This window comes from Paracoccus methylarcula, assembly GCF_003007735.2.
Lineage (GTDB): Bacteria > Pseudomonadota > Alphaproteobacteria > Rhodobacterales > Rhodobacteraceae > Paracoccus > Paracoccus methylarcula.
The window spans coordinates 147633-170978 of the sequence record NZ_PXNQ02000010.1 but is presented as its reverse complement, the minus strand read 5'-3'; the positions used below and the strand labels follow the sequence as shown (position 1 = coordinate 170978).

Genomic DNA, 23346 nt, shown 5'->3' with positions numbered 1-23346 from the left:
CGAATTAGACTGCCCAAGGAGATTTTCCATGTCCCGACTTGCCCGCCTCGGCCTTCCCGTCGCCGTCACTGCGGCGACTCTCGCACTCGCTGCCTGCGAACCGACGACCCCGACCGCCTCGGGGGATGATCGCGGCTTCATCCCGGGCGGCGATTACGTGCTGGTCGGCATGGATGGCGCGGCGGTTCCCCTGCGTGACGTCACCCTGCGGGTCGAGGAAAAGCGCATTTCGGGCAAGGGGCCATGCAACAGCTACTCGGCTCAGAACCAGGCGGAACTGCCGGCTGTGGCGCTGTCGCCGATCGTTTCGACCAAGGCGCCTGCAAGAATCTCAAACTGGAGAGCCGCTTCCTGTCGGTGCTGCAATCGGCGACCGAGATGGAGTTCTACGGCGGCGTGCTGAAAGTGAAATCGCCCTCGACATGGCTGATCTTCGAACGCGGCCATCGCGCGGACAGCGCTGTGAACGCGTTGGACGCCGTTCGCGGCGGTCAATAACCTTCCTTGGATCCGGCGGCCTTCGCCAGCCGCCGGATCAGTCGTTCCCGGGCTGCGGGAAGTGGACGGCCGACCAGCTCCACCGCCAGCCGCGTCTCCAGGAAATATCCGGTGATGGCCAGCCCTTCAGCAAGGCCCTTGCCGCGATTATCGCCTGCGCCTCCCAACAGCGCGGGTAGCGGCAGCAGCCGGCCGGCCCATTCCCCCGCCCCTTCCCGGCTGACCGCCCGGCCGGAACGCGGGCTGACATAGGCAAGTCCTTCGCGCGCGCCGGTCACCGCGCATGCGCTCAGATCAAGACCGAAACCCATCTCGTCGAGCAGCAGCATTTCCCAGTGCAGGTAATCCTCGGCCCAATCCTGCCCGGCCTCCATCCTGTCCAGCAAGGCCTCGGTCATCTCGGTCAAGGCCGGATGCGGATCGCGTTCGGGCAAAGCAAAACATAGCAGCGCGCAGACCGCGTTCAGCCCTGCCAGCCCCAGGGGATCACTCAACAGCGAGACGCGTTGCCTGAGTGGCTCGGCGGTGAAATGCCCCAGGTGATCCTCTTGCCGCGCCCGCCAGCGCAGGTCCAGCCGCGCACCGGGTTGCAGCATCGCCGCCCGCTTGCGTGACGCACCACCGGGCACCAGCCCGGCATGGCGGCCATGCTGCATTGTCAGCACCTCGATGATCACCGCCGTCTCGCCATGCGAATGCCGGGCGATCACGGTGCCTTCGGCCTGCCATTGCATCGCCATATCAGCCCGGATCGGGCAGGGTCAGCGTGCCGTCATCGGCCAGCGGCCAGAACGGGTTGGTGGCGATTTCCCAGACATGCCCGTCGGGATCGGCGAAATACCCCGAATAACCGCCCCAAAAGACCTTTTCCGGCGGCTTGAGGCATGTCGCCCCGGCTGCCAGCGCAGCGGCGAAAACCTCGTCCGTTTCGGCATCGTCAGCGCAGTTCTGTGCCAGCGTCACCGCGCCTGTCCCCAGCTCTGCCCCCGGCCGCCCCTGGTCGGCGGCAAGATCGACCTTGCCGAACAGCGCCAGCACCGCCCCGTTCATCTGGTAAAACGCCACCCCTTCCTGCGAGGCCTCGTGCGGCTGCCAGCCCCATGCCGCATAGAACTCCTGTGCCCGAGCCAAATCGGCAACGCCAAGCGTGATCAAAGTTCCGCGCTGTCTTGGAAGCGCCATCTCAACCTCATTTCATATGCATGTCCCAAAGGCTGACACGGGCAAGAGTTTCCGGCAACACCTATCCCGGCTACTGCCACTCGGCGGCATCTTCTTCTTTGAACAAATACCTTCCGGGATTACCGGCAGATTGTGTCATCGGCTCAGGAGACCTGTCATCAACGGGATGCGAAACGCGGTCGGCACGGCACAATGCCGCCCCTACTGGATCCGATGCGCCGCGATGTCGCGGCGATTGCGGCGGCGTTCTCCGGCCTCGCGAAACAGCGAGACGGAATAGATCGCCAGCGCCGCCCAGATCATCGGAAAGGCGATCATGCGGGCCGGGCCGAAGGGCTCGTTGAACATGAAGACCGCCGTCAGAAAGATCATTGTCGGGGTCAGGTATTGCAGGATGCCGATGGTCGAAAGCCGCAGCAGCTTGGCGCCATTGGCATAGAACAGCAGCGGAATCGCCGTCACCGGCCCGCAACCCAGCAACATCAGGATATCGAACGCGCTGCCATCGCCCCAGGCCCCCTGCCCGGTCACGCCCAGCCAGACCAGATAGGCAAGCGCGAAGGGGCTGAGCAGCAGAACCTCCAGCGTGAAACCCTGGTTGGGGCCAAGCGGCAGGCTTTTCTTGCAATAGGCATAGATGCCCCAACTGAGGGTCAGCCCCACGGCAACCAAGGGCAGGCGCCCGGCCTGCACGGTCAGGACCACAACCGCCGCACATGCCAGGGCAATGGCCACCATCTTGGTACGGCTGAGCTTTTCGCCCAGCAACAGCGCCCCCAGGAACACGCTGAACAGCGGGTTGATATAATAGCCAAGCGCGGCGTCCAGCGCGTGATCATTGGTCACCGCCCAGACATAGATCGTCCAGTTGGCGGTGATCAGCACGGCGGTCAGTGCCGCCATGGCCAACAGGCGCGGATTCTTCAGCGCGGCCATCACGTCGCCGCCGCGGCGCTGCCAGATCAGGACCGCCGCCGCGATGGGCAGCGCCCAGAGGGCGCGATGGGCGATCACCTGCATGGGCGGGATATGCGCCAATGCCTTCATGTAAAGCGGCAGCACCCCCCACAGCACATAGGCGCTCAGGGCAAAGGCGAAACCTCGCGGCGAATCGCTGTTGATGGCGGCAGAACTGCTCATATGCTGTGCATAATCTGCAAATCAGGCAGGCACCAGAGGCCGAATAGCGTTCAGCCCAACCCCTCTTCACCCAGCAGGGTGCGGCCATCGCGGCTTTCGATCTCGATCACCCAGATGTCGGGATCGAAACCGCGCTGCCGACGGATCGCCTCGTCGATCTCGGCCTCGGAACCGTCGGCCACGGTCTGCCACGACCGGATATCCGTCTCGAAATCCCATTCGCGGGCATAAAGCTGTGCGCTGCCATCCAGCCGGGCGCATTTGACCAGCACTGCTCCGGCGGTATCATCTCCATGCGCGACGACATAGGCGGGGATATTCGCCAGCCCCAACCGGGCCAGATAGGCCGAGACCCAGACACCGCTTGCCAGCCGCGCCTCAGCCATGGCCGTCAGTTGCCATCGCGGAAATCAAGGCCCATCTCGTTATAGCGCTCGGCCTCGTCCTGCCAGTTCTCGCGCAGGCGGACTTGCAGGAACAGGTGGATGCGGCGGCCCATGAACTCTTCCAGTTCCGCGCGCGCGGCCTGACCGACCGCCTTGATCGTCTCTCCGCCCTTGCCGAGAACGATGCCCTTATGGCCGCTGCGGGAGACATAGACGACCTGATCGACACGGGCCGAGCCGTCCTTGCGCTCCTCCCAGGCTTCTGTCTCGACCGTCAACTGATAAGGGATTTCCTCGTGCAGCCGCAGGGTCAGCTTTTCGCGGGTGATCTCGGCGGCGATCATGCGCATGGGCAGATCGGCGATCTGGTCCTCGGGATAAAGCCAAGGCCCCTCGGGCAGCGCGCCTGACAGCCATTCGCGCAGATCATCACAGCCATAGCCCTTTTCGGCCGAGATCATGAAGGTCTGCTCGAAGGTGAAAGCCTCGTTCAGTTTCTGCGACAGCGCCAGCAGGGCCTCGGATTTCACCCGGTCGATCTTGTTGATGATCAGCGCGACCCGGGTCTTGCCGCCCAGTTCCCTCAACGAGGCGATGATCGCCTCGACGCCCTCGGTCATGCCGCGATGCGCCTCGACCAGAAGCAGGATGACATCGGCATCCGACGCACCGCCCCAGGCGGCGGCGACCATGGAGCGGTCCAGCCTGCGGCGGGGACGGAAAATGCCGGGCGTATCGACGAAGACGATCTGGCTGCCACCCTCGATCGCAATGCCGCGAATGCGGGCGCGGGTGGTCTGGACCTTGTGGGTCACGATCGAGACCTTGGCCCCGACCATCCGGTTCAGAAGCGTGGATTTGCCCGCGTTGGGCTCTCCGATCAATGCGACAAAACCGGCGCGGGTATTGGTATCGGTCATTTGCGGCCCTCCAGCCGGTCCAGCAGGGCCTGTGCGGCGGCCTGTTCGATGCTGCGCTTGGTGCCCGAGCCGCTGGCCTCGGCGGATCGGCCATCGGCCAGGCGCACGGTGATGAAAAAGACCGGCGCGTGATCCGGGCCGCCGCGGTCGGTTTGCTCGTAGACCGGCGGGCCCATCCCCTGCGACTGCGCCCATTCCTGCAACGCGGTCTTGGGGTCGCGGGGGTCGTCGTCGATGCTGTCCAGCCGGTTCGCCCAAAGCCGCAGGATCACATCGCGCGCGGCCTCGAAACCGGCATCCAGGTAGATCGCGGCCAGCACCGCCTCCATCCCGTCGGCCAGAAGCGCCTCCTTGCGGCGTCCGCCCGACAGCATTTCGGAACGGCCCAGTTTCAGCACATCGCCCAGGCCGATCTCGCGGGCGATATCCGCGCAGGTTCCGCCCCGGACGAGGGCGTTGAAACGCGGCGCGAGCTGCCCCTCACTGGCCTGAAGATCAGCCGAGAACAGCGCCTCGGCCATCACCAACCCCAGAACCCGGTCGCCCAGGAATTCCAGCCGCTGGTTATCGGGCCGGGTCGGCGTAGCGACCGAGCCATGGGTCAGCGCACGGATCAGCAGTTCCGGATGCGCGAACTCATGGCCAAGCCGGGTCATGAAGGCGCGGATATCGGCTCCGGGCTTCAATTGACCGCCTTGAAGAATCGATCCCCCCGCCAGGTCCAGAAATACAGCAGGGACCGCCCGGCGGACGAGAACATGATGCGATCAGCCCGGCCGATCAGAAACTCGGCGGGAACGAAGCCGAGACCGCCGACCTCTTGCGGAAAACGCGAATCCTCGGAATTGTCGCGATTGTCGCCCATGAAGAAATACTGGCCCTCGGGGACGGTGAAAGCCGGGGTGTCGTCGGCGACCCAGCCATCGGTGATGTTCAGGATGCTGTGGCTGACGCCGTTGGGCAGCGTCTCGGTAAAACGCTGCTTGACGCAATCGCCACCCTCGGACACCGGGTCGTTCGCACAGCGCGGGATCAGCCCCTGCGGGCCCTGCTGTTCCTTGACCTCGATGAAATCCTCGGCCGGTTCCATCGCGGTCTCTTCGCCATTGATCCACAGCGCCCGCCCTTCATCTGGATCTCGTCGCCGGGCAGGCCGATCACGCGCTTGATGAAATCGACACCGCGCGTGGGGTGGCGGAACACGACGACATCGCCGCGCTCGGGCTCGGATCCCATGATGCGGCCCGAGATCGGGCAGAGCGAGAAGGGGCAGGAATATTGCGAATAGCCATAGGCCATCTTGTTGACGAAGAGGAAATCCCCGATCAGCAAGGTGTCCTTCATGCTGCCCGAGGGGATCCAGAATGGCTGGAAGAACAGGGTGCGGAAGATGCCCGCGATCACCAGCGCCCAGAAGATCGTCTTGATCGTCTCCCAGATGCCTTCCTTCTTCTTGCCGGCCGCGCTGTCAGCCATGGTCCATGTCCTTCCGAGCATTGCGCGAGAGATACCCCGCATTCGCGCGTTCATGGTCCGGTGCGGGGGGCAAAGTCAAGCCGAGGGCCGCGTTTTGGGCAATGCCTCGATCACCACGAAAGCCTGCGCCCAGGGATGATCGTCGGTCAGGGTGACATGAACCGTCGCATCGTGATCGGCTGGCGTCATCCGCGCCAGCCGATCCGCCGCCCATCCGGTCAGTTCCATGACTGGCTGACCGCTTGCCAGATTGCTGACCGCCATGTCCCGCCAGCTGATGCCCATCGCGAGCCCGGTGCCAAGGGCCTTGGAGCAGGCCTCTTTCGCGGCCCATCTCTTGGCCAATGTCCCCGCCTCGTCCTTGCGGCGGGCGGCCTTGGCGAGCTCGGTCTCGGTAAAGACGCGGTTGCGGAAGCGATCGCCGAAGCGGTCCAGCGTGCCCTGGATACGTTCGATATTCGCAAGATCGGTGCCGATACCGAGAATCATGCCGCTGGCTGCCCGCTTGGGAATGCAGGTATTTGTTCAAAGAAGAAGCTGCTTTTCGTCATCGGAAACATTGTCCTGCGGCACCCGCCTTCTCCTGCCGACGGGGGAAGACAAGAGGGGATCATGCGCGGGCTTCCTCCATGCGGCGGCGCATTTCACGGATCGCGTCGCCAAGCCCGGTAAAGACGGATTCGGCGATCAGGAAATGGCCGATATTCAGTTCGGCGATCTGCGGCAGTGCGGCAATCGGGCCGACTGTGTCGAAGGTCAGGCCATGACCGGCATGAACTTCGAGCCCGAGTTCGGCGGCAAGCTGCGCGCCCTCGGTCAAGCCTGCAAGCTCGGCGTCGCGCTCGGCAATCCGGCCTTCGGTGTCAAGATCGCAATAAGCGCCGGTATGCAGTTCCACGACCGCCGCGCCGATACGGGCGGCAGCCTTGATCTGGGCGGGCTCGTGACCGATGAACAGCGAGACGCGGCATCCCGCCTCGCGCAGGGGCGCGATGAAATCGGCCAGCATGCTGTCATTGCCCGCCACGTCGAGCCCGCCTTCGGTGGTGCGTTCCTCGCGCTTTTCGGGGACGAGGCAGACCGCATGGGGGCGGTGGCGCAGGGCGATGCGCTGCATCTCCGCGGTGGCGGCCATCTCGAGATTGAGCGGCAGGTCGAGATGCTCCATCAGCGCATCGATATCGGCATCGCTGATATGGCGGCGATCCTCGCGCAGATGGGCGGTGATTCCATCGGCCCCCGCCGCTTCGGCGATGCGGGCTGCGCGCAGCGGATCCGGCCATGGCGTGCCGCGCGCGTTCCGGATCGTGGCAACGTGATCGATATTGACGCCGAGACGCAGCATGTCAGCCCTCCGATACTTCCCTGACAGCTTAGCCGGGCACGAGCGGTTGCGCCAGTTCCGTTGCCACCGCCCACCAGCCTTGTCTCGCCAGGATGCCTGCGGATTCCGCGGCCCTTCCCACGCTGTCGAAAATGCCGAAACATGTCGCGCCCGAGCCGGACATGCGCGCGAATCCGGCGCCCGTGGCGTCCAGCGCCGCCAGCACCTCGCCGATCACCGGAGCAAGACGGCGCGCGGGTTCCTCCAGATCGTTCCGCGTGCCGCGCAGCCAGCGGATCAGTTCCCCCGCTGTCCCGAAATCGGGGATCTTCGGCAGCGGTGGGTTCTCGCGCTGTTCCATCATCGCAAAGACCTGCGGTGTGGACAGGGCCACGGCGGGATTGGCAAGAACCAGGTGCAGCACCGGCAGGGCGGGAAGCGGGGTCACATGCTCTCCGATCCCCTGCATCCGGGCGGATGCGGAGGCAAGGCAGACCGGCACATCGGCCCCGAGCCGCTGGAGATCGGGAGGCAGTTCATATCCCATCCGCAGGAGACCACGCAGCACCGCCGCCGCATCGGCGGAACCGCCCCCGATACCGGATGCAACGGGCAGGTTCTTGGTCAGGCGGATCGCGGCTTCGGCCCCGCTCAGCCGGGCTGCGCGCAGGCAGAGATTGTCATCATCCGGTGCAAGGCCTTCACCGAAAGGACCATCGATCGACAGGGAAAGCGGACCGGGCGACAGATGCAATTCATCCCCGACCGATGCGAAGCAGACCAGCGAATCGAGCAGATGATACCCGTCGGCCCGCCGCCCGGTCACATGCAGGGCAAGGTTCAACTTGGCCGGGGCCGGTTCGACCAGGCTTGTCATCGGCATCGGCGATCAGTCGGCGGGCGCGGTTTCAGCCTCGGCCTCGGCTTGCGATTGGGGAAGCTGCTCACTCTCGCCCGCTTCCTCCTCTTCGGCAAGAACAGCGTCCAGCCCGCGTTTCAGCTTGGCACGGATGCGATCGGCCTCTACCTCGCCACTTTCGCCGGGTTCGAGCGACAATGCGCGTTGCCACTGGATCTCTGCCTCGCGCTTGCGGCCGACTTTCCAATAGATGTCGCCCAGATGATCATTCACCAGCGGATCCGAGGACATCCTGGCGACCGCCTGCTCCATCGGTTCGACCGCTTCATCATAGCGGCCGAGCCGGTAATAGGCCCAGGCCAGCGAATCGAGGATATAACCATCCTCCGGTGACAGCTCGACCGCCTTGCGGATCATCTCGAGCGCCTGGTCCAGGTTCTCGTTCCGGTCGATCCAGCTATAGCCCAGGTAGTTCAGCAGGCTCGGCTCTTCCGGCTGGATGTCGATCGCGGCCAGCAAGTCCTGCTCGGCCCGGTCGAACTGGCCGATACGTTCCAGCGCGATGCCGCGGGCATAAAGGGCGAACCAGCGCTGTTCCGGTTTCTCGTCGGCCAGAAGCGACAGCGCCTTGTCATAGGCCGGCACCGCCTGTGCGAATTTCTCCTGCTGCCGCAGCTGGTCGCCAAGTGCGACCCATGCCTGCGGCAATTCGGGATAGGCTGCGGTCAACGACAAGGCGGCGCTCTCGGCCTCGTCCTGACGGCCCGCACGGGCCAGCGCATCGATTCGCGACAGTTCCGCCACCGGCCGCATCTCACCCATCCGGCGCAATGCCTCGAATTCCCGTTCGGCGAGGTCGAATTGCCGCCGTTCCTGCAACAATTGCGCCACTGTCAGCCGCGCCGCCCCCAGTTCGGGAGAAAGCCATGCCGCCAGCCGCGCATGTATAAGCGACAAGGGTTCGGGGTTGGGATCGGGGCTGGAGGCCAATGCGCTTGCGAATGTCAGCAAGAGCTGGGCGAGTCCGTCGGCCGGGTTCTGCACGATGTCGAAGGTGATCTGCTCGCCCGATTCCAGCTTTTCCCGCAATTCGACAAGCTGGGGTTCGGCCTCGATCCCCTGCACGCTGTCCAGCAATGCCGCCGCCTCGTCCCGGCGTTCGAGCTGCGCCAGGATCTGGACCCGCGCGGTCAGGCCGAGAAGATGGTCCCCGGCCTGCCGGTTGGACAGCAGGCTTTGCGCGCCCTCGTAATCGCCGACCATCGCGCGCGCCAGGGCAAGATGATACTGGACCATCGGCGCCACGTCCCGGGCCTTGGCCATCCCCTCGAAAGTGGCGAGCGCGTCCGAGGCGTTCCCCACCCCAAGCAGCGCCCATGCCCGCATCATCCCGTCGAGAAGCTTGTTGTCCTTGTTGTCCTTGGCGTTGCCACCGGCGTCATCCAGCATGTCGAGCAAGCCGGCCCAGTCCCCCTTCTGGGCCAGGCTGACCCGGAGCAGCAGCGCCGACAATTCGGTCCCGCCCCCCTGGGTGACCATCTGCTCGGCCAGTTCGGTCGCGCGATCAAGATTTCCCGCCGAGATAAGCGCCACAAGAGCGCCATCCTGCAGATAGCGGTCCTTCGGATCCTGGGCGACGGCCTGCGAGAAATATTTCGCGGCAGCCCGGTAGTCGTTCAGCACCGTCGCCATCCGGGCGGCGAGGAAAGGCCCCGCAAGCCCCTTGGTCAAGGGCGCGGGCGGGCTGTCATCGGATGACGATTCGGATTGCGACGCCTCGTGTTGTTCGGGGCGTGGCGGCGGCGGCTCCTGCGCGGCGGATGATGTGGCCAGAGGCAGGAAAATCCCTGCGATCAGCGCGGCGATCAGGGCCTGGTTGGGTCGAGTCGTGTTCACGTCATCCATCGAGAAAGTAATATTGTCGTTGACGCGAGCCTAACGTCCCGAATCGCCCGGGGCAATGTCGCCATCCCCGCCCCGCAATCACATATTCGGGTAATTCGGCCCGTCGCCGCCCTGCGGAGTGGTCCAGTTGATGTTCTGGCTCGGATCCTTGATGTCGCAGGTCTTGCAATGGACACAGTTCTGAAAGTTGATCACGAAGCGTGCGCCGTCGCCGTCTTCGACCACCTCGTAGACCCCCGCCGGGCAGTAACGCTGCGCTGGTTCGGCGAATTCCGGCAGGTTGACCGAGATCGGCACCGCCGGATCCTTCAGTTGCAGATGGCAGGGCTGGCTTTCCTCGTGATTGGTGAAGGCGAAGGACACATTGGTCAGCCTGTCGAAAGACAGTTTGCGTCGGGCTTGGGATAGTCGATCGGCTGGTAATCGCTGGCCTTTCCGGTCGCCTGCGCATCGGTCTTGCCGTGTTTCCAGGTTCCAAGAGGGTTCCAGCCGGTCAGGTTCGCCACCCACATGTCGAAACCGCCAAGCGCCAGCGACCACCACAGGCCCAGTTTCGACCAGATCGGCTTGACATTGCGGACGCGCTTCAGGTCCTTGCCGACATCGCCGCCGCGCAAAGCCGCGTCATAGGCCTCCAGCCGGTCGCCTTCGCGCCCCTCGGCCAGGGCCGCCGCCGCGGCCTCCGCCGCCTCGATGCCGGAAATCATCGCGTTGTGGTTGCCCTTGATCCGCGGCACGTTCACCAGTCCGGCGGAACAACCCAGCAGCACGCCGCCATCGAATGACAGCTCGGGAATCGACTGCCAGCCGCCCTCGCTGATCGCGCGGGCACCGTAAGCCACGCGTTTGCCGCCCTCCAGCAGTTCGGCCACCATCGGGTGATGCTTGAAACGCTGGAATTCCATGTAGGGATACAGATGCGGGTTGGCGTAGTTCAGGTGGACGACAAAGCCGACCAGCACCTGGTTATCCTCGAAATGATAGATGAAGCTGCCGCCACCCGCGTTCTTGCCGAGCGGCCAGCCCATCGTATGCACGACCCGGCCCTTCTTGAACTTTTCGGGCGAGACCTCCCAGATTTCTTTCATGCCGAGGCCGAATTTCTGCGGCTCATGCCCGTCCGACAGGTTCAACTTGGAGATGATCTCCTTGGCGAGACTGCCCCGCACGCCCTCGGCGATGAAGACATATTTGCCATGCAGTTCCATGCCGGGCTCGTATTGCGGGCCGGGGGTGCCGTCGGCGTTCAGCCCCATTTCACCGGCCACGACGCCCTTCACCCGGTTGCCGTCCCACACGATCTGCGACGCGGCCATGCCGGGAAAAACCTCGACGCCCAGTTCCTCGGCCTGCTCGGCCAGCCAACGGCAGACATTGCCCATGCTGACGATGTAATTGCCGTGATTGTTCATCAGCGGCGGCATCGGCCAGTTCGGCACCTTCATCTGCCCGGATTCGCCCAGGACAAAGAAATTGTCGTCGGTGACCTCGGTGGCGATCGGCGCGCCCTTTTCTTTCCAGTCGGGGATCAGCCGGTTCAGCCCGCTTGGGTCCAGCACCGCGCCCGAAAGGATATGCGCGCCCACTTCCGAACCCTTTTCCAGCACCACCACCTGAATCTCGGGATCGATCTGCTTGAGCCGGATCGCCGCCGACAGGCCCGCTGGCCCCGCCCCCACGATCACAACATCGTATTCCATCGATTCGCGAAGGGTCTGGGTCTCGTCGGTCATGGCTGGAAGTCTCCCCTTTCTCTGGCTGACACAGCACTACATGGCGTTTTTCTCCCGCGCAATCGTGACGCAGCGAATTCGCAAGCCGAAAACTGCCATCGGCGCGGCGCGCGCTCTTGCAAAACACTCGGGTTTGGAGTCACCATGCCAGTCAGGTTCTCGCGCCCCTGCCATGTCGAATGGCGGGGGCGTTCGGTTAGCATCGACACAGTAACCCAACCCAGGACAGGACAGGGCAGCGATGGATAAATTACCAATCACACGCGGCGGTTTTCAGGCGCTGGAGCAAGAACTTACCCGGCTGAAATCGACCGAACGCCCGGCCATCATCCGCGCCATCGCCGAGGCGCGCGAACATGGCGATCTGTCGGAGAACGCGGAATATCACGCCGCCCGCGAAAAGCAGGGCTTCATCGAGGGCCGTATCAAGGAGCTGGAATCGATCCTGTCGCGCTCCGAGGTGATCGATCCCGCCAAACTGTCGGGCTCGGTCAAGTTCGGCGCCACCGTCGATCTGATTGACGAGGATACCGAGGAAAAGCGCAGCTACCAGATCGTCGGCGAGGCCGAGGCCGATATCGAGCGAGGCCTTCTGAACATGCGCTCGCCCCTCGCCCGCGCACTGATCGGCAAGGAAGAGGGCGACAGCGTCGAGGTGAACACGCCGGGCGGGCAACGCAGCTACGAGATCCTCGCCATCAGGTATGCCTAGCCGATGCTGCCGGACAGCCATGACAGGATGATTACGGATCACAACAGGGAAGTGATCATCGGCCTCGCCCTGAGCCTGGCCTGGTTGCTCCTGCTGCTGCTGTTCTGGCTTCTGATCCCCGGAGAGGCCAGCCCGGGGTCGGGCGGCCTGACCCGGATCCTGACGATCACCGGGGCGGTCATGCCCTTCGCGCTGATCTGGATGGCGGTCGGGGTGAGCCGCGCCGTCAACAGGCTGCGCCAGGAGGCCGCTGAATTGCGCGGGAACCTGTCGCAATTGCAGGAACTCGCGGCAAAACGGCCCAAACCGTCAACAACCGCCCCCACCCCCGCCGCCAGCGGCGTGCAGATGCCGCGGCAGCCTGCTCCTACGATCCCGGCGGCGCGCCCAGCAACCCCGACACCTCCGGCGGCAAGGCCCGCACGTCCGGCCTCTCAACCGCAGCAGGCAAGCCTGCGCTTCGACGCGCCGGAGCCAATTGAAATTCCATCGGAAACCCTGATCCGGGCGCTCAATTTTCCCGATGATGCGAATGACCAGGAAACCATCGCGGCGCTGCGCATGGCGCTGAAGGATCACGAAACCGCGCGGGTCCTGCGTGCCGCGCAGGATGTCGTCACGCTGCTGGCCGAGCATGACATCTACATGGACGACCTGCCGCCCGATCCCGTGCCACCCGCGATCTGGCGCCGCTTTGCCGGGGGAGAACGTGGTGAGATCGCGGCGAGAATCGGCGGCATTCATGATGAAATCGCGCTGGAGACCGCTGCGGCACTGCTGCGCGGAGACGAGATCTTCCGCGACACCGCCCATCATTTCCTGCGCCATTTCGACCTGATGCTGACCCGTGAAACGCCAAGGCTGGACGATGCGCAACTGGCGGCGCTGGCCGATACCCGCTCGGCGCGGGGCTTCATGCTGATCGGGCGGGCGGCGGGCGTGTTCGGCTGAACCCGCTTTATCTTCTTCATGAAAATATCCCGGGGTCGCCGGTTGGAGCGCCACTGGTTCGAGAGACCTGCCGGCGACGGGCAGAGCCCCGGCCATCGCGGGACGCCGAACCACCCTTGCCCCCCGGCTCAGACCGGCTTTCGCATGATGGCGACCATTCCCGACCAGGGCCAGCCATAGCGGCCACGCGCCTCTTCGACGAAACCGAGGCTGCGATAGAAGGCGACGGCACTGCGGTTCCGCAACTGCACCTCGGCCCGCAGCCCGTGGCGGTGGCGGCGGCGCGCCTCGGCCTCCGCCGCAGTCACCAGGGCCCTGCCGACGCCCCTGCGGGACCGGCGCACGACGATACCGTCAAGAACCAGGTCGGCCGTGGGCGGGGCAGCCCGGAACAGCAACCGCATCAGGGGCGGTGTCACGGCCAGGAAACCGCCGCGATCGTCGCGGATACCGACGATTCCCTCGATCACCTCTCCACGCATCGCAGCGATGGCGTTCTCGGCGCGGGCATGCATCACCCCTCTTCCACCCCCGAAAGCACTGCGCCATAGCAGCACCGCCTGCGGCAGAGCGGCGTCGGGAACCGGGGCGCAAATCTTCATCGGGTGCTTGCCTCTCGCTGCACATCATGCAAGCAAGAGGCTCGCACGACAGATAGGAATACCCCCGTCATGGCTCCGTCGCCAGCCTCGCAACCACAGCCCCGGCAAGCCGCTGCCGATGCCGTCAGCGCGCGCGCCTGGCGCGCAGCCCGGCGCAGGCCTTCCGCCATGGCATGGTGCAAAGCCTGCCCTTCCTGATCGTGATCATTCCCTTCGCGCTGCTTTTCGGGGTCGTGGCGCTCGAAGCCGGGATCGATATCGGGCAGATCCTCGGCTTCTCGGTACTGGTCCTGGCCGGAGCCTCGCAATTCACCGCCATTCAGCTTCTGTCGGATCACGCGCCCGCTTGGGTGGTGATCCTGTCCGGCCTTGCCGTCAACCTGCGGATGGCAATGTATTCGGCATCGCTGGTCCCCTGGCTGAAAGGCGCCACGGGGCGGCAGAAAGCCTGGGTCGCCTATATGCTGATCGATCAGAGCTATGCCTTGGCGATCCAGCATTACGAGCGCCATCCGCGCCTGAACCTGCGGCAAAGGCTGGCCTATTTCCTTGGCGCGGCGGTGGCGATGTGCATCCCCTGGATCGCGGCAAGCTGGCTGGGCGCGACGCTTGGCCGGGCCATTCCCGACGATATCGCGCTGGATTTCGCGATGCCGATCACCTTCCTTGCGATGATCGCCCCGATGCTGCGCACGCAGGCGCATATGGCGGCCTGTTTCGTCTCGATCGTTGCGGCGCTGATCCTGGCCGGGCTGCCATCCGGGCTGGGGATGATGATCGCCGCCCTTCTGGGCATGGCGGCCGGTGCCCTGCTGGAAGTCCGGACCGAGCGGCGGCAGGAGGCCAAATCATGAGTTCGGCCCATTCGGACCTGACCATCTGGGTAGTGATCGTCCTGCTGGGGATCGGCACATTCCTGATCCGCTGGTCCTTCCTTGGCGCCTTGGGGAATCGCGACCTGCCACAATGGTTCATGCGCATGCTGCGCTATACGCCGGTCGCGGTCCTGCCCGCACTGGTCGCACCGCTGGTCATGTGGCCCGCCGCGACCGACGGCCAGCCGGAACCGGCCCGCCTGTCGGCAGCCGTCGTGACGGTGACCATCGGTGTCCTGACCAAGAATGTCATCCTTGCCATTCTTGGCGGTGCGATCACCCTTTTCGGGATGCTCTACGTCCTGGGGTAGCCGGTCATCGTGCCGTCCTTCTGGCGGATGAGCACATTGTGGTTATTCGCCGGATCGCCATCCCTGTGCCGTTTCGATGTCACGCCCGGCAGGGTGAGGAACCATTCCCGCATCTTGATCGGTGAAAAGCCGGTCGGCGCATTCTCGAAGCCCGGAACGCCGCGCAGGGCAGTGCCGGTTTCGACCGCGCAAAAGCTCTTGTTGGCGGCACCATTCGCCTCGACCCGGCGAATCGCGATATCTGCGACCTCGCGGGATACCGGCACGGTATCTTCGGCGACCCAATAGGTCTCGCGCGCGTGGTAATCGATATAGAAATTCTTGAAATTGTCGGTGATCCCGTAAAGCACGTCGTGACGTTCGGGGATCCAAGGATGGTTCCAGCTACCCGCCGGATCGTAGATGACCCGCTGGCTGCCATTGATCATCAGCGCGGTATGCCCGCCCTCGCCGCGCGGAATGCCGATCACCGTGAACAGGGTGATCGAGGGCGGCTCGTTCGACACGAAACGCGCAGCGCGCACCGCCTCGTCACTGGCCCAGATATTGTCCGCGCCGCAAGCAGATAGTGCCGCCGGCAGGGCCGCCGCAATAAAAACGCGTCTTTTCATGATATATTCCCGCGCCGGTAATCAGGCGTTCGTCAGCGCCATGAAGATCAGCACCAGGATCGATATCACCGAGACCCAGACCGCCATCCGGACGAAGCCGGCAAAGGTCTGTTTCTGCTGGGTGATGTCCATGCTGCCATGTTCGTGTTCGGTAATCTCGTGATGCGTGGCCATGCCTCTGCCCTCCGGTTTGTCCTTGGCCATCCGATAGCCGAAAGCGGGCGCGCTGTCACGCCCCCCAGAGCGCCGCGCCATCCCTTTCGCCGACCGCATGGATCACACCCTTGCGGCGCAAATGGTTCACATGCGCCACCGCCTCGACCAGGGCGAGACCAAAAACCGACTCGTCGATCCGGCGCTTGAACAGGATGTCGAAACATTCGACGGCGCTGCGGGGGGCCGCGCGCAAGGCGGCCTCCATCCGGCCGAGGGCGCCGTGGTGATTGTCGATCAATTGCCGCAGCCTGTCAGGCAGGCCGGTAAAGGGCAGCTTGTGGCCCGGCAGCACGAACTGCCGCGGCTCGGCCAGTTCAAGCAAGCGGGTGCAGCTTTCCAGCCATTCACCGACCGGATCGGCCTCGGGCTCTGTCGGGTGGACGCCGAGATTGGGGGAGATCGAGGACAGCAGCTGGTCACCGCCGATCACCAGATCGTCATCCTGCGACCAGAAGGTGGCGTGGCACGGCGCATGGCCATGCCCCATCGCGACCCGCCAGCGCCGCCCGCCGAAGCCGACCTCCTGCCCGTCGGTCAGCCTTGTATAGCCAAGCGGCATCGGTGCCACGACATCGGCGAAGTTGAAGGGCCGTTCGCCCGCGCGCTTTTCCAGCAGTTCCGGCGGCATCCCCGCCCGCCGCCAGAAATCCAGCGCCTCTTGCGTGGGGCGCTCCTGCAAATCCAGTTGCAGCATCCGGGCGGTGAGCCATGCAGTCCGGCTCATCATCAGTTCGGCATCATCGCTGCGCATGAACCAACCGGCGAGCCCGATATGGTCGGGATGATGATGCGTGCCGATCACCCGGCGGATCGGCCTGCCGCCAAGGGGACCGCTGCGCAGGGCCCCCCATATCTCGCGGGTCAAACCTGTGTCGAATCCGGTATCGACGATGGTCCAGCCATCGCCCTCTTCCAGCGCATAGATATTCACATGGTCCAGCGCCATGGGCAGGGGCAGACGCAGCCACAATACCCCGTCCGCAACCGTGATCGCCTCGCCTTTGGCGGGCGGCGTCGTGAACGGGGTTGCAATCAAACTGCCATCTCCCCGGCCAGGGTCTCGTTGCTGATGGCAGTCAGGTCGCCGAGCCCTGCCAGCGCCTCGTCCAGATCGGTGCCGAAACGCGGCAACACGCGGCGGATGAAGACCCGGGCCAGCGCGAGCTGCGCCTCGCCCCCCGCACGCGCGGCGAGCAGGTGGTAATATCCGCCCAGCACCCGCGCGAAGGCCGAAAGGTAGGGAACCGCGCCCGCGAAACGTTCGGGCAGGTCGCGTTCCAACAAAGTCTGGGTCGCCTCGCGCAGGGTTTCGGCGGCCTGCCAGACCTCGTTGGCCAGGTCGGGATGTTCGCCCTGCGCGGATTTGGCACCGTCGAGGATCTCGTCGAGCAACCGCGCCGCCGCCTCTCCGCCGTCAGAGAGCTTGCGGCCCACGAGGTCCATGGCCTGGATACCGTTCGTGCCCTCGTAGATCTGGGTGATGCGGACATCGCGCAGATACTGGGATACGCCGGTCTCCTCGATATAGCCCATGCCGCCATGCACCTGCACCGCGGTATCGGCGACGCGCCAGCCGGTATCGGTGCCGTAGGCCTTGGCGATCGGGGTCAGGAAGGCCGCGCGCGCGGCGTGATCGGCATCGCCCGTCGCCCTTTCCAGATCGATCGCGGTGGCGCAGGCCAGGGCGATGGCGCGGGCGGCAAAAATCTCGGCCCGCGCGGTGGCCAGCATCCGCCGGACATCGGGATGGCGGATGATCAGCCCCATCTGGTTGCGCTCCTGCGCATATGCGACGGCCTGTTGAAGCGCCGCCTCACCCACGCCGATCCCCTGCATGCCGACACCAAGCCGGGCGCAGTTCATCATCGTGAACATAGCCGCCATGCCCTTGTGTTCTTCGCCGATCAGCCAGCCGGTCGCGCCCTCATAGCTCATGACGCAGGTCGGGCTGCCGTGGATGCCGGTCTTTTCCTCGAGGCTGACGACCTTTAGGCTGTTGGCAACGCCGGGATTGCCGTTCTCGTCCGGGATGAATTTCGGCACCATGAACAGGCTGATCCCCCTGGTACCCTTGGCCCCGTCCGGCAGCCGCGCCAGCACCGCATGGCAGACATTCCCGGTCACATCGCTGTCGCCCCAGGTGATGAATATCTTCTGCCCGGTGATCGAATAGCTGCCATCCCCGTTCCGCTCGGCCCGGGTGGTCAGGGCGCCGACATCGCTGCCTGCCCCCGGCTCGGTCAGGTTCATCGTGCCGGACCATTCGCCGCTGATCAGCTTGGGCAGGTAAAGCGCCTTCAACTCGTCACTGGCGTGATGTTCCAGCGCCTCGATCTGGCCTTGCGTCAGCAACGGGTTGAGCTGCAGCGACAGGCAGGCCCCCGCCATCATCTCGGCCACCGCCATGTTCAGCGCCTGCGGCAGCCCCATGCCGCCATGTTCCGGATCGGCGGCCAGCCCGACCCAACCGCCTTCGGCAATCGCGCGGAATCCTTCGTCAAAGCCGGGCGAAGACCGCAGCTTGCCGTTTTCCAGCCGCGCCGGGTTCTCATCGCCATTGCGGTTCAGGGGGGCGAGCACATTGCCGGCCAGCTTGCCCGCCTCGGTCAGGATCGCGCTGGCGGTGTCGAAACCGGCCTCGCCAAACCGTTCCGTTGCAGCGACCTCGCCATAGGGCACGACATGCCGCAAAATGAATTCGATCTGCTCGACTGGCGCCTTGTAGCTCATCCGATCCTCCCTTGCGGGGCGGCAATCCGCGCGCCCCGACTGCTTTCCAGACTGATCCGACCGCCATCTTAAGGCCGGTCCCGCCGGTCACAACAGAAACCCCGCGTCACAATCGACAGGCCGAGGCTTTGCCAGACGCGAAAGAGATACTCAAGAAAGGGCAAACATATCCATCCACCGCCCCATCGGCGAGGCGGTGGTTTCGGGCCACGAGTTCAGGCGCTACAGCCCCAGTGAGCCATAGACATTGGAGATCCTGCGGATCGCCACGACATAGGCGGCGGTGCGCATGTCATCCACCTTGCTGTTGCCGACCCAGACCTCTTTCATCTTGCCGAAAGCCTCACGCATGGTGTCGTCAAGGCCCGAGCGAACCAGCTCCAATTCATCCGCGCCGGTCAGGAACGCCTCCTTGAAGCCCTTGGAAAGCGTCCAGTTCAGGCCGGTATCGGCCGACAGGCGTTCCAGTTCCTCAACCAGCATACGGGCGCGGGCCTCTTCGTGGCGCCGCTCCAGTCGGCCAAGGCTGATCTGCGACAGGTTCTTGACCCATTCGAAATAGGACACCGTCACACCGCCGGCATTGGCATACATGTCCGGGATGATGACCACCCCCTTGCGCTTGAGGACCTCGTCGGCATCGGCGGTCACGGGACCGTTCGCGGCCTCGATGATCACCTTGCACCTGATCCGGTCGGCATTCTCGCCATGGATGACGCTTTCCATCGCTGCCGGGATCAGCACGTCGCATTCATCCTCCAGTGCCGCCTTGCCATCCGCGCGCCAGTCCCCCCCGGCAAAGCCCTTCACCCCACCGGTCGAGACGATATGCTGTCGCAGCGCCTCGATATCCAGGCCCTGCGGATTGCTGATCACGCCGTCACGCTCGATCACCGTGGTAATCAGCGCCTTGTCCTCGCGGGCCAGGAACAGCGCGGCGTGATAGCCCACATTCCCCAAACCTTGCACGATGATCCGCTTGCCGGCGAGCGTGCCTTCGAGCCCGGCCCGTTTCATCATGTCGTCATGCCGGAAAAATTCGCGCAGCGCGTATTGCACGCCCCGCCCGGTCGCCTCGACCCGGCCGTCGATGCCGCCCGCGGTGCGCGGCTTGCCGGTCACGCAGGCCTTGGCGTTGATGTCGTCGGGATGCAGGCGCTTGTAGGCATCGGCCATCCAGGCCATCTCGCGCTCGCCCGTACCCATGTCGGGGGCCGGGACGTTCTGACTGGGAGAGATCAGGTTTCGGCGCGACAATTCATAAGTAAAACGGCGAGTTATCCGCTCAAGCTCATCCTCGTTCCATTCCCGCGGATCAAGCCGCAGCCCGCCCTTGGAACCACCGAAGGGCACCTCGACCAAGGCGCATTTATAGGTCATCAGCGCGGCCAGCGCCTCGACCTCGTCCTGGTTGACATCGAGCGAATAACGGATCCCACCCTTCACCGGCTCCATATGTTCGGAATGGACCGAGCGATAGCCGGTGAATGTCTGGATCTGGCCGCGCAGCCGGACGCCGAAGCGCACCGTATAGGTCGAGTTGCACACCCGAATCTTCTCTTCCAGACCGGGGGGAAGGGTCATCAGCCCCGCGGCATGCGTGAACATCCGCTCAACAGATTCACGAAATGACGTATGCGTGTTGGCCATTGCAGGCTCCTTTTCACACTGACGATTCGACTTGCACTTCTTGGAGGCTAGGCCAAAGCGTCGCCAGCTTCCACGCGCTTCGTGCCAAAATTTCAGGCAAAATTGAATCTTTCTTTACCTCTTCGGCAGACAACTGCTTTCGACCTTCGATGCAACTATCGGGCGCCGACATACATTGTATCTACGAATGTGTTTGAATTGGGACGAGTGATGATGGTCAGAGTGAAAAAGAGCAGGAACGCCGCATTCGGACGCAAGATCGACCAGGTGCTGGACGGCGCGTGGCGGATTTTCCAGCGCGACGGCTATGCCGGCGCCGGGGTCGACGATATTGCGCGGGCCGCCGGTGTCTCGAAGGCGACCCTCTACGCCTATTTCCCGGACAAGCGGCTGATGTTCCAGCAAACCATGCAGATGGCCCTGGAACGCAACCGGACCACGCCGCTGGAATCCGTCCCGCCCGATCTGCCCGCCGCCAGCGGCCTGCCCCGGATCACGGCGGAAATCACCGGCTGGCTGAACTCGGATCACGAGATCCGGCTGTTCCGGCTCGCGATCGGAGAGGCGAACCGGTTTCCGGCGATCGCCAGAGGCTATCACGATCGGTTCGAGACATTGCTCGGACAGCCCCTGCGCGACAGGCTCGAGATATTCGTGAAGCGGGGCGATCTGGAGATCGAGGACACGGCATTGGCCGCCCGGCAGTTGATCCGGCTTTGCGGGCTTGCCGTTCTCGACCGCGCCGCGGCCAGGGCCGCCGACACCGACGAGGCGGCGGTCCTCCGTTCCGCCGAAATGGCTGCCACGATGTTCCTGCGCGCCTATTGCCCCGCCGCGCATGCGGCCGACCGGCGCTCCGGCGCCCGGGAGGCGGATGTTGCACCGATGCGCTGATGGAATAGTGATCGCGCCGTCGGCTTTTCAACCGGGATGGCGAGCGGTAAGTTTCATGTTACAAATCACGGCACATGCCCGATCCGGGCGCACGAGGGAACCATGACACCATGATCAAGACGACGATCCTGCCCATCGCCGCGACGACCGCATTCCTGGCCGGCTGCATGCCCGTGCCTCAGACCGCTCCGCCCCCGGCGCTGCCAGCCGCTCAGCCCGTGGCACCGACCCCGGCCCAGGGCATCTCGGGCCTCGAGGAACGCGAACCCGACCTGTGCGGCGCCAAGGATTACACCTCGTATCTGTCGCAGCCCGGCAGCGTCATCCCCACGATCGGCCTGACCAAGGAATATCGCGTCGTCGAATATCGCGGCATCGAGCCGCAGGATTACGACCCCAACCGGATCGTCTTCCGCCTCGACGCCTCGGGCAATATCTACAATATCGATTGCGGCTGACGATGCGCGCCCCCCTGATCCTCTCGCTGATGTCGGGCCTTGCGCTGGCCGCCTGCGAGCCTGCGGCCGAATCCACCGCCCCCGCGCTCGACCTGCCCCAGAATTGCGGGGCCGAAGAGTTGCAGAACCTGGTCGGCCAGCCGAAATCCGTGCTCGATTCAAGGGACTTCCCGACCGGCACGCGGATCATCGGCCCCGGAGACCCGGTGACGGCCGATTACCGCGCCGACCGGCTGAATATCGAGATCAACAGCAATGACCGGATCGAGAAGATCGGTTGTTACTGACATCGGACCGCCGACTCGCGGCGGCCCCTGGCCGGGCCGTCGTTTTTCATTGATTTGCGCCCGGCGGAATGTCACCATCCTGACATGATGAACGCCGCTCCGCCGTTTGCGACCGATCCCGACCGGGTGGTTTTCGACCGGACGGAACTCGGCTCCATCCTGACCGTATATGGCAGATTTGTCGCCGCCGGCGAATGGCGCGATTACGCCATGTCCTTTCTGCGCGACGCCGCCGTGTTCTGCGTGTTCCGGCATGCTGCCGAGCATCCGCTCTACCGGATCGAGAAGCGGCCGAAACTGCGCAATGCGCAGGGCCTTTATGCCGTGATCGCGATGGATGGCCGGATCCTCAAGCGCGGCCATGATCTCGCCCAGGTCCTGAAGGTCTTCGACAAGAAGCTGATCCGCGCCATCGACTGACGCGGAACGCCCCGCTCCGGCATCACAAGGCCTGCGTATAGATCTCCAGCGCCGCCTCGTAGGTCATCTCGCGCGGGTTGTTGATCAGCAGGCGCTCCTGCTTCATCGCATCCGCCGCCAGCATCGGCAGGTGATTATGGCTGATGCCCATCTCACCCAGCCTGCTTGTCATGCCAAGCGCAGGGCCCAATTCCCTGAAGCCCCTGGCAAGCCCCTCTGCCCGCGCGGCCTCGCCCATGGCTTCCAGTTCCGGGAAGACGAGCGGGGCGAGTTCGGCATATTGCGCCCGCGCCTCGGGCATGTTGAATTCCAGCACGTAAGGCAGGACCAGGGCATTGGAGTGCCCATGCGGGATATGGAAATGCCCGCCAAGGGGATAGGCCAGCGCATGAACCGCCGCCACCGGCGCATTGGCGAAGGCCATTCCCGCCAGCATCGAGCCCAGTAGCATATTCGCCCGGGCATCGCGGTCCCGCGGTTCGGCGCAGGCCTTGCGGATATTGCCGCCCAGCAGTTCCAGCGCCTGTTTCGCGAGGCAATCGGATACGACATTCTTGAGCCGTCTCGACGTGAACGCCTCGATTGCATGCACCATCGCATCGATGCCCGTGGCCGCGGTCACATGCGCCGGAAGCCCCAGGGTCAGATCCGCATCGAGGATCGCGCAGTCAGGCAGCAATTGCGGTGCGACCACGCCTTTTTTCTCGTTTTCGCCGGTGGTGACGATGGCGATCGGCGTCACCTCCGACCCGGTTCCGGCGGTGGTCGGGGCCAGGATCAGGGGCAGGCGCTCTCCCCTGACCAGATCGACGCCATAGATCTCTGAAATCGGCTGATCCGTATTCAGCAGGACCGCGATCAGCTTGGCCGTATCCAGGGAAGAACCGCCGCCGACGGAGACGACGCAATCCACGCCTTCGCCGCGCGCCGCGCGCACCGCGTTCAGGATCATCTCCTCGGGCGGATCGGGCTGGATATCCGAAAAGATCCAGGCCGACAGCCCGGCCCTTTCGATCCCGTCGAGCGCCGCATCGGCCAGCCCGAGTTCCAGGATCGTCGCATCGGTGACGAACCCCACCTTGCGGCAACCGCGCGTGGCGAGGATCTCGCCGATCCTGGCGGTGGCGCCGGCCTCGGCAATAACCGAGCGGGTGGTCTGGAAGCTGAATGATTGCACTGCCCCTCCTTTCCCCGGCGATATTCGTG

General features: G+C 64.5%; 26 protein-coding genes and 2 pseudogenes. 9 read left to right on the top strand and 19 right to left on the bottom strand.

Features of this window, described 5'->3' with window-relative positions; genetic code table 11:
• The first annotated feature begins 28 nt into the window (after window positions 1-28).
• The gene (locus A7A09_RS16180) at window positions 29-403 is read left to right on the top strand and encodes an META domain-containing protein (protein ID WP_106692355.1); all 375 of its coding nucleotides are present in this window, start codon (window positions 29-31) and stop codon (window positions 401-403) included.
• A gap of 88 nt (window positions 404-491) precedes the next feature.
• On the opposite strand, the gene recO is transcribed toward A7A09_RS16180, so the two are convergent.
• The 12 genes and pseudogenes from recO to A7A09_RS16120 form a co-directional block, all read right to left on the bottom strand.
• Window positions 492-1232 carry a DNA repair protein RecO gene (gene recO / locus A7A09_RS16175; RefSeq protein ID WP_106692396.1) on the bottom strand — a complete coding sequence of 247 codons (741 nt, stop codon included), beginning with the start codon at window positions 1230-1232 and terminating at the stop codon, window positions 492-494.
• Between the two features lie 7 nt (window positions 1233-1239).
• A complete protein-coding gene (locus tag A7A09_RS16170; RefSeq protein WP_106692354.1) occupies window positions 1240-1680 on the bottom strand; it encodes a VOC family protein in 441 nt (146 codons plus the stop codon).
• Between the two features lie 201 nt (window positions 1681-1881).
• On the bottom strand, window positions 1882-2820 hold the full coding sequence (gene rarD / locus A7A09_RS16165) for an EamA family transporter RarD (RefSeq protein WP_106692353.1): 939 nt from the start codon (window positions 2818-2820) through the stop codon (window positions 1882-1884).
• A gap of 50 nt (window positions 2821-2870) precedes the next feature.
• Window positions 2871-3206 (bottom strand): DUF1491 family protein, encoded by a 336-nt coding sequence (locus A7A09_RS16160; RefSeq protein ID WP_106692352.1) that lies wholly within the window; start codon window positions 3204-3206, stop codon window positions 2871-2873.
• Between the two features lie 5 nt (window positions 3207-3211).
• Entirely contained in the window at window positions 3212-4126 is a 915-nt protein-coding gene (gene era, locus A7A09_RS16155; protein ID WP_106692351.1) for a GTPase Era, read from the bottom strand.
• Window positions 4123-4812: a ribonuclease III gene (gene rnc / locus A7A09_RS16150; protein WP_106692350.1), complete on the bottom strand. Its 690-nt coding sequence runs from the start codon at window positions 4810-4812 to the stop codon at window positions 4123-4125. The genes era and rnc overlap by 4 nt, the downstream gene beginning before the upstream one ends.
• Window positions 4809-5602 (bottom strand): annotated as a pseudogene (gene lepB, locus A7A09_RS21140) (signal peptidase I). Before lepB ends, rnc begins: the two are co-directional and overlap by 4 nt.
• A 75-nt stretch (window positions 5603-5677) precedes the next feature.
• Window positions 5678-6091: a holo-ACP synthase gene (gene acpS / locus A7A09_RS16140; protein ID WP_106692349.1), complete on the bottom strand. Its 414-nt coding sequence runs from the start codon at window positions 6089-6091 to the stop codon at window positions 5678-5680.
• A 121-nt stretch (window positions 6092-6212) separates the two neighbouring features.
• Window positions 6213-6947, bottom strand: a complete 735-nt coding sequence (locus A7A09_RS16135; RefSeq protein ID WP_106692348.1) for a pyridoxine 5'-phosphate synthase — start codon at window positions 6945-6947, stop codon at window positions 6213-6215.
• Window positions 6948-6975: 28 nt separating this feature from the next.
• Entirely contained in the window at window positions 6976-7809 is an 834-nt protein-coding gene (locus A7A09_RS16130) for a 4-(cytidine 5'-diphospho)-2-C-methyl-D-erythritol kinase (protein WP_106692347.1), read from the bottom strand.
• A 6-nt stretch (window positions 7810-7815) separates the two neighbouring features.
• Window positions 7816-9690, bottom strand: a complete 1875-nt coding sequence (locus A7A09_RS16125; RefSeq protein WP_106692346.1) for a tetratricopeptide repeat protein — start codon at window positions 9688-9690, stop codon at window positions 7816-7818.
• A 78-nt stretch (window positions 9691-9768) separates the two neighbouring features.
• Window positions 9769-11423, bottom strand: a pseudogene (locus tag A7A09_RS16120) (electron transfer flavoprotein-ubiquinone oxidoreductase).
• A 241-nt stretch (window positions 11424-11664) separates the two neighbouring features.
• Here A7A09_RS16120 and greA point away from each other — a divergent pair.
• Together greA and A7A09_RS16110 are read left to right on the top strand one after the other, a co-directional pair.
• The gene (greA, locus tag A7A09_RS16115) at window positions 11665-12135 is read left to right on the top strand and encodes a transcription elongation factor GreA (protein WP_106692345.1); all 471 of its coding nucleotides are present in this window, start codon (window positions 11665-11667) and stop codon (window positions 12133-12135) included.
• Window positions 12136-12162: 27 nt separating this feature from the next.
• Window positions 12163-13086, top strand: coding sequence for a hypothetical protein (locus tag A7A09_RS16110; protein WP_211341159.1), 924 nt, complete (start codon window positions 12163-12165; stop codon window positions 13084-13086).
• A gap of 128 nt (window positions 13087-13214) precedes the next feature.
• On the opposite strand, the gene A7A09_RS16105 is transcribed toward A7A09_RS16110, so the two are convergent.
• Window positions 13215-13688 carry a GNAT family N-acetyltransferase gene (locus A7A09_RS16105; protein WP_106692343.1) on the bottom strand — a complete coding sequence of 158 codons (474 nt, stop codon included), beginning with the start codon at window positions 13686-13688 and terminating at the stop codon, window positions 13215-13217.
• 173 nt (window positions 13689-13861) lie between these two features.
• Between A7A09_RS16105 and A7A09_RS16100 the strand changes: the two genes are divergently transcribed.
• Both A7A09_RS16100 and A7A09_RS16095 read left to right on the top strand, forming a co-directional pair.
• The gene (locus A7A09_RS16100) at window positions 13862-14542 is read left to right on the top strand and encodes an AzlC family ABC transporter permease (RefSeq protein ID WP_106692342.1); all 681 of its coding nucleotides are present in this window, start codon (window positions 13862-13864) and stop codon (window positions 14540-14542) included.
• Complete coding sequence (locus tag A7A09_RS16095; RefSeq protein ID WP_106692341.1) at window positions 14539-14874, top strand: AzlD domain-containing protein; 336 nt, start codon at window positions 14539-14541, stop codon at window positions 14872-14874. Before A7A09_RS16100 ends, A7A09_RS16095 begins: the two co-directional genes overlap by 4 nt.
• On the opposite strand, the gene A7A09_RS16090 is transcribed toward A7A09_RS16095, so the two are convergent.
• The 5 genes from A7A09_RS16090 to A7A09_RS16070 all read right to left on the bottom strand — a co-directional run bounded on the left by A7A09_RS16090 (window position 14859) and on the right by A7A09_RS16070 (window position 20081).
• Entirely contained in the window at window positions 14859-15485 is a 627-nt protein-coding gene (locus A7A09_RS16090; RefSeq protein ID WP_106692340.1) for a hypothetical protein, read from the bottom strand. The genes A7A09_RS16095 and A7A09_RS16090 overlap by 16 nt on opposite strands.
• 21 nt (window positions 15486-15506) lie before the next feature.
• The gene (locus tag A7A09_RS16085) at window positions 15507-15659 is read right to left on the bottom strand and encodes an aa3-type cytochrome c oxidase subunit IV (protein WP_106692395.1); all 153 of its coding nucleotides are present in this window, start codon (window positions 15657-15659) and stop codon (window positions 15507-15509) included.
• A gap of 55 nt (window positions 15660-15714) precedes the next feature.
• Window positions 15715-16737, bottom strand: coding sequence for an MBL fold metallo-hydrolase (locus A7A09_RS16080; RefSeq protein ID WP_170167135.1), 1023 nt, complete (start codon window positions 16735-16737; stop codon window positions 15715-15717).
• Window positions 16734-18431 (bottom strand): acyl-CoA dehydrogenase, encoded by a 1698-nt coding sequence (locus tag A7A09_RS16075; RefSeq protein ID WP_106692339.1) that lies wholly within the window; start codon window positions 18429-18431, stop codon window positions 16734-16736. Before A7A09_RS16075 ends, A7A09_RS16080 begins: the two co-directional genes overlap by 4 nt.
• Window positions 18432-18653: 222 nt before the next feature.
• Window positions 18654-20081 (bottom strand): Glu/Leu/Phe/Val family dehydrogenase, encoded by a 1428-nt coding sequence (locus A7A09_RS16070; RefSeq protein ID WP_106692338.1) that lies wholly within the window; start codon window positions 20079-20081, stop codon window positions 18654-18656.
• A gap of 210 nt (window positions 20082-20291) precedes the next feature.
• On the opposite strand from A7A09_RS16070, the gene A7A09_RS16065 reads away from it, so the two are divergent.
• From A7A09_RS16065 to A7A09_RS16050, 4 genes are all read left to right on the top strand, one after another.
• Window positions 20292-20975 (top strand): TetR/AcrR family transcriptional regulator, encoded by a 684-nt coding sequence (locus A7A09_RS16065; RefSeq protein ID WP_106692337.1) that lies wholly within the window; start codon window positions 20292-20294, stop codon window positions 20973-20975.
• 110 nt (window positions 20976-21085) lie between these two features.
• Complete coding sequence (locus A7A09_RS16060) at window positions 21086-21433, top strand: hypothetical protein (protein WP_245999398.1); 348 nt, start codon at window positions 21086-21088, stop codon at window positions 21431-21433.
• A gap of 2 nt (window positions 21434-21435) precedes the next feature.
• Window positions 21436-21720 (top strand): I78 family peptidase inhibitor, encoded by a 285-nt coding sequence (locus tag A7A09_RS16055; protein ID WP_106692336.1) that lies wholly within the window; start codon window positions 21436-21438, stop codon window positions 21718-21720.
• A gap of 87 nt (window positions 21721-21807) precedes the next feature.
• Window positions 21808-22140: a DUF2794 domain-containing protein gene (locus tag A7A09_RS16050; RefSeq protein WP_170167141.1), complete on the top strand. Its 333-nt coding sequence runs from the start codon at window positions 21808-21810 to the stop codon at window positions 22138-22140.
• A 22-nt stretch (window positions 22141-22162) separates the two neighbouring features.
• Here A7A09_RS16050 and A7A09_RS16045 read toward each other — a convergent pair whose 3' ends face one another.
• On the bottom strand, window positions 22163-23317 hold the full coding sequence (locus A7A09_RS16045) for an iron-containing alcohol dehydrogenase (RefSeq protein ID WP_106692334.1): 1155 nt from the start codon (window positions 23315-23317) through the stop codon (window positions 22163-22165).
• Window positions 23318-23346 lie beyond the last annotated feature (29 nt).